Annotated in this window: 5 protein-coding genes; 1 reads left to right on the forward strand and 4 read right to left on the reverse strand. The window is 68.5% G+C overall.

The genetic code is table 11. From position 1 onward, the window contains the following. Positions 1-143 precede the first annotated feature (143 nt). The gene (locus BST40_RS27345) at positions 144-890 is read left to right on the forward strand and encodes a DUF5131 family protein (RefSeq protein WP_083156454.1); all 747 of its coding nucleotides are present in this window, start codon (positions 144-146) and stop codon (positions 888-890) included. On the opposite strand, the gene tcmP is transcribed toward BST40_RS27345, so the two are convergent. The 4 genes from tcmP to BST40_RS27365 form a co-directional block, all read right to left on the reverse strand. Further along, positions 887-1915, reverse strand: coding sequence for a three-Cys-motif partner protein TcmP (gene tcmP / locus BST40_RS27350; RefSeq protein WP_158084048.1), 1029 nt, complete (start codon positions 1913-1915; stop codon positions 887-889). The genes BST40_RS27345 and tcmP overlap by 4 nt on opposite strands. 105 nt (positions 1916-2020) lie before the next feature. Next, positions 2021-3523: a terminase large subunit domain-containing protein gene (locus tag BST40_RS27355; RefSeq protein ID WP_083156457.1), complete on the reverse strand. Its 1503-nt coding sequence runs from the start codon at positions 3521-3523 to the stop codon at positions 2021-2023. Then, positions 3520-3768, reverse strand: coding sequence for a hypothetical protein (locus tag BST40_RS27360; RefSeq protein ID WP_083156458.1), 249 nt, complete (start codon positions 3766-3768; stop codon positions 3520-3522). Before BST40_RS27360 ends, BST40_RS27355 begins: the two co-directional genes overlap by 4 nt. A gap of 60 nt (positions 3769-3828) precedes the next feature. Beyond that, the coding region (locus BST40_RS27365) for a hypothetical protein (RefSeq protein WP_244174514.1) at positions 3829-4481 on the reverse strand (653 nt) is incomplete at its 5' end.

Raw genomic sequence — 4481 nt, forward strand, 5'->3', positions numbered from 1 at the left:
ACACATCAGGACGAGACAGCAGCCCATATCGCCAGCTCAGAACACTAATCCCCAGTCAGAACCCGTCGTAACTTCGGTTTAAGCTGCGAACACTACGATGATCGAACACGCGTTCGAGTTACTAGTGAGGTTAGTGTGAACTGATGGCAGACCGATCTGCAATCGAGTGGACCGAGGCCACCTGGAACCCCGTGACTGGCTGTGACCGAGTTTCCGCAGGTTGCGACCACTGCTACGCGATGACGTTGGCCAAGCGCCTGAAGGCGATGGGGTCGGCCAAGTACCAGAACGATGGTGACCCGAGGACATCCGGCCCCGGCTTCGACATAACTGTCCATCCTCAGGCCCTAGATGAGCCGCTGCGCTGGCGCACGCCGCGCGTGGTGTTCGTCAACTCGATGAGCGACCTGTTCCATGCGCGGGTGCCGCTCGACTTCATCCGCGACGTCTTCGACGTCTGCCGAGACACCCCGCAGCACACCTACCAGGTACTCACGAAACGCAGCCTCCGGCTTCGTCGGGTGGCCGACAAGCTCGACTGGCCAAGCAACCTGTGGATGGGGGTCTCCGTCGAGAACGCCGCCGTCTTGCCGCGGGTCGATCACCTGCGCGCGGTGCCCGCCGCCGTTCGGTTCTTGTCCTGCGAGCCGCTACTTGGCCCGCTCACCGGCCTTAACCTCGACGGCATCCACTGGGTCATTGCCGGTGGCGAATCGGGTCCGAACAACCGATCAATCGACGCTAGCTGGGTTCGCGAAATCCGTGATGGGTGCCAGGCCGCTGACGTCGCGTTCTTCTTCAAGCAATGGGGTGGTCGAACTCCCAAAGCCCTGGGCCGCGACCTCGATGGTCGTCACTGGGACGAGATGCCGACGTCGGCGCTGGTCTAGTGACCGGTCTCGTCGTAGCCGTAGAAGTCCGGCACCTGGGGCGGTCCCAGTAGCTCGATTTCGGTGGTCGTCTCGGCTTTGCCGATCGCCTCGTCCGGCGTCAGGTCGAACAGACCGCCCTGGCCTGTGGCCTGACCGAGCTTGTCCGCACGGGTCAGCACGTCGCGCGCCTTCCTCAGCTTGACCATCCGATCCAGAGCCCCGGTCGATGCCTTGAAGATGTGCCGCATGATCTTCTCGCCCACCGGGTGGTCGGTGGCGAAGATGACGGTGTAGAGCCCACCGCCGCGCTCGTTGATGAACTCCAGCGGCACCGTGACGGCGTAGCCGAGTTCGTTTTCGAGTTGCCAGCGCATCAGGTTGACCAGCTCGGCCTTCAAGGTCTTGCCGGTGATCAGGCCGTCGTCGCGGGCCTGTTTGATGTAGCGCCATTTGGGATTCCCGTACATACGGTCCACCCGAGCGGCGATGGCTTCAGCCTCGCCGGGTTTCTTTGATCCCAGCCCGCGCGGGATGAACGAGTCGCCGAAGTACAGCCACAGCTCGGTCTTCCGCAGGGGCCGATTCGGCGCGGAGCGTAGCCGGTGCCGAGCCAGGGCGCGGATGGTGTCCCAGTGCACCTCGGCCATGAACTGGTCGATCATCGCGAACGTCGGCTTCTTGCGCCAGTAGACGTCCATGCCGTTGAGCACCTGGGGTGTGGTGACGTTGCAGTCGCCCGGTCGGACGGCGATGTCACGATCAGGGAACTCGCCGCGCAACTTCGCTTCAAGCTGCTTCGCCGTTCGCTCTTGCAGCTCAAAGCCATAGACCTTGCTGAACGGGGGCGTGACGCTCAGGGCGCGGTACGGAGAGCCCATGATCGGCGCGCCGGTCAGTCGGTCGGTGTTGGAGAACGCTCCGGCGAACAGGTCGAGGTACACGGTGCCGCGCGCCCGCTGCGACGCCTTGGTGAATGCGCTGAGGTAGTCCTCAAGCGCGTCCAGCTTGATCTGCGTCCACGGTCCCCACCCGCGAGCGGCCACCGCAGCCCTCCCACGATCACGAGGGGCGCTCACCGCCGAGGCCCTCAAAATCCATGACAGCACATCGGACATGCGTTCGATGGTTCGACGCGCCGTGCCTTCTGGTCAGCGCCCGATCTTCCGCCGCATCCACGCGGGTGGCGGCGGTAGCTCGCCCCGCCGCGCCCGCCGCTCGACGTCGAGCGGGCTGACGAAGTGGACCTGGTGACCGGCGGAGTGGACCAGGACGTCGTGCGCGACCACCACCGCCGCCAGCGCGTCGGGCTGGTGCTGGCCCGCCTGCCAGGTGACCGCCGCCTGCTCCAGCTCGGGAAGGTGACCCGCGATCCGGCAGGTGCCGACCTCCAGCCCTTGGAGCAGCGCCGCCGACCGGGCCACGGCGTCCCCGTGACCGCGCCCTCTGCCCTTGGGTGGCCAGGTGGTGACCTTGATGGGCCGGTCCAGCTTGGCGCGCTTGAGGGCGTCGTTCACCACCCGGCGGTACGTCTCCCGAGCCGCGTAGCCCTCCACCGCGATCTCCGACGCGCCGACGTCCACCGCCAGATCGACTGCGGCCCTGGCCCATTGGTCGCTCGTCATCGGCGCGGACTGGTCGGCGATCACCGCCACCACGCCCTCACCTGTGATGCTCGCCGCCACAACGCCGCAGGCGTCGCCCGAGCCGCTGTCGGAGGGGTCTACCCCGACGACGGTCTGAACGGGGCGCAGCGGGGCGCTGGGGAGCCGCCACGTGTCGAGCCATTCCCGTTTGACCAGACCGCCCTCCGGCGCGCTCGGGACGCCCGCGTACAGCGCGTACCAGGCCCGTTCGCCGGAGGTCCGCCGGGCGGCGGCGAAATGGTCCGCCGTGAACCCCAGCGCCGAGGTCATCGCCGCGCCCGGTGTCCGGCCCAGGGCGTCGGGCACGCCCGCCTCGGCCACAGCGGGGACGTTGGTGTGGGTCCAGACGTCGGGCTCGCTGTCCAGCAGTTCGCCCGCTAGGTCGCGTTCATGCCACCTGGTCATCACCAGCAGCACCGACCCGCCAGGGTGGACACGGGTGGCCAGGGTGCTCCGGTACTCGGTGATCACGCGCTTGCGGTGGGCGGCGGAGTCGGCCTCCTGGGCGTCCTTGACGGGATCGTCCACGACGAGCAGGTCGGCTCCGAAGCCCGTCACGCCGGAGTTGATGCCGGTGGCGAGCAGCCCGCCCTCGTGGCCGTCCACCCGCCACCGACCTACTGCGGTCTTGTCGGCGCTGAGCCGGATGCCGAGGTAGTCGGCGTGTTCATTGATCAGCCGCCGCGCCTCGCGGGAGTGAGCCTGGGCCAGCTCGTCGGAGTAGGACACCAGGACCACCTGGAGGTCAGGGTTGCGCGCCAGCGCCCACACGACAGTCCACACCGCCAGGAGGCGGCTCTTGCCGGTGCGGGGCGGCGTGGTCACGATGTCCCGCTCGTCGGGCTGGTCCACCGACCGGACGGCGATGTCGCTCAGCAGGCGGATCGTCGGCGTGACGACGAACCTCGGGTCCAGCCGCCGCGCCAGGTCGGCGGGGCTGGCCGGGCGTACCCGGTCACGCGCCACTCTGGCGGCGCGGGCGGCGGTCGAGGTGGCGATGGTGGTCACGCGGCCATCTTCCCCCGCCTGGTGTCGAACCCGGCCTCCCGAGCGGTCCAGAGGTCACGGCGCACCCAGCGGTGGCCACGGCGGCAGCGGTACCGGCAGACCGCATACCGTCCACCGGGCCAGCTGACCGAGACCGGATCAGTCAGGCTGGCCATCCGCATGTCACGCGGGGCGCAGTAGTCGAGCGGGTTGCACTGGGGGCAGTAGTCGCTCAGGAACGCGGTGGTTCTGGTCGGTGTCGTCATGTTTTGGGGTCTCCTCTGGTGTTGGGGTGGTGAGGCGACCTACGTGGTTGTGGGAGCGGTTCAGGTGGTCAAGGCAGGAACACGGCGCAGTCGGGCTCGGAGGTTGGCCAGCTGGACGCTGCCCGGCCCGCCGCCGTCGTCAATGCCGAGGGCGGCGAGTACATGCTCGTGTCGGGCCTCGCCGGTCTTGTGGATCACCTTGGCCACGGACACCACCGCGTCCCACGTCATCTCCATCAGCGGCGGCACGGTCAGCCGGGCCTCGCTGGTGGCGTCGGTCCAGACGTCAGCCGCCGCCGCCGCGCACAGCGCGTTGTGGTCCCGGTAGCCGGAGCCGCCCAGGATCGCGCTGAGCAGGGCGGGCGTGGGACGCCGACCGGCCATCCATCGGGCCTCGGACCACGGACCCGCGAACAGCACGGCGGGCCAGGTGCCTTCGGGCACCGTCTCGTAGCTGGTGAGGCCATGGACGCCGGTCACCCGACTGTCCGACAGGGCGGCGGAGCGGATGCGCCCGCCGACCACGGTTCCGGCCACCGCATGGCCCGCCTCATGGATGGACGTGCGGAGCGACATCTTCTCCCGAGGGGTGAGGTCGGCCCAGGACAGCGGGCGGCGTCGGCCTCGGGTCACGGCTCCGGTCATGGTGTGGTCCTTCCGTTGATCGCGTCGAGCAGCGCCGCCTTGGTCGAGTAGGCCGAGGGGTCCAGACC

Origin of the sequence: Mycobacterium persicum (assembly GCF_002086675.1) — a bacterium.
Lineage (GTDB): Bacteria > Actinomycetota > Actinomycetes > Mycobacteriales > Mycobacteriaceae > Mycobacterium > Mycobacterium persicum.

Bases quoted from the DNA above. Each gene is read 5' to 3' on its own strand.
- BST40_RS27345 (WP_083156454.1), top strand. From the start codon at position 144: ATGGCAGACCGATCTGCAATCGAGTGGACCGAGGCCACCTGGAACCCC.
- BST40_RS27360 (WP_083156458.1), bottom strand. From the start codon at position 3,768: ATGACGACACCGACCAGAACCACCGCGTTCCTGAGCGACTACTGCCCC.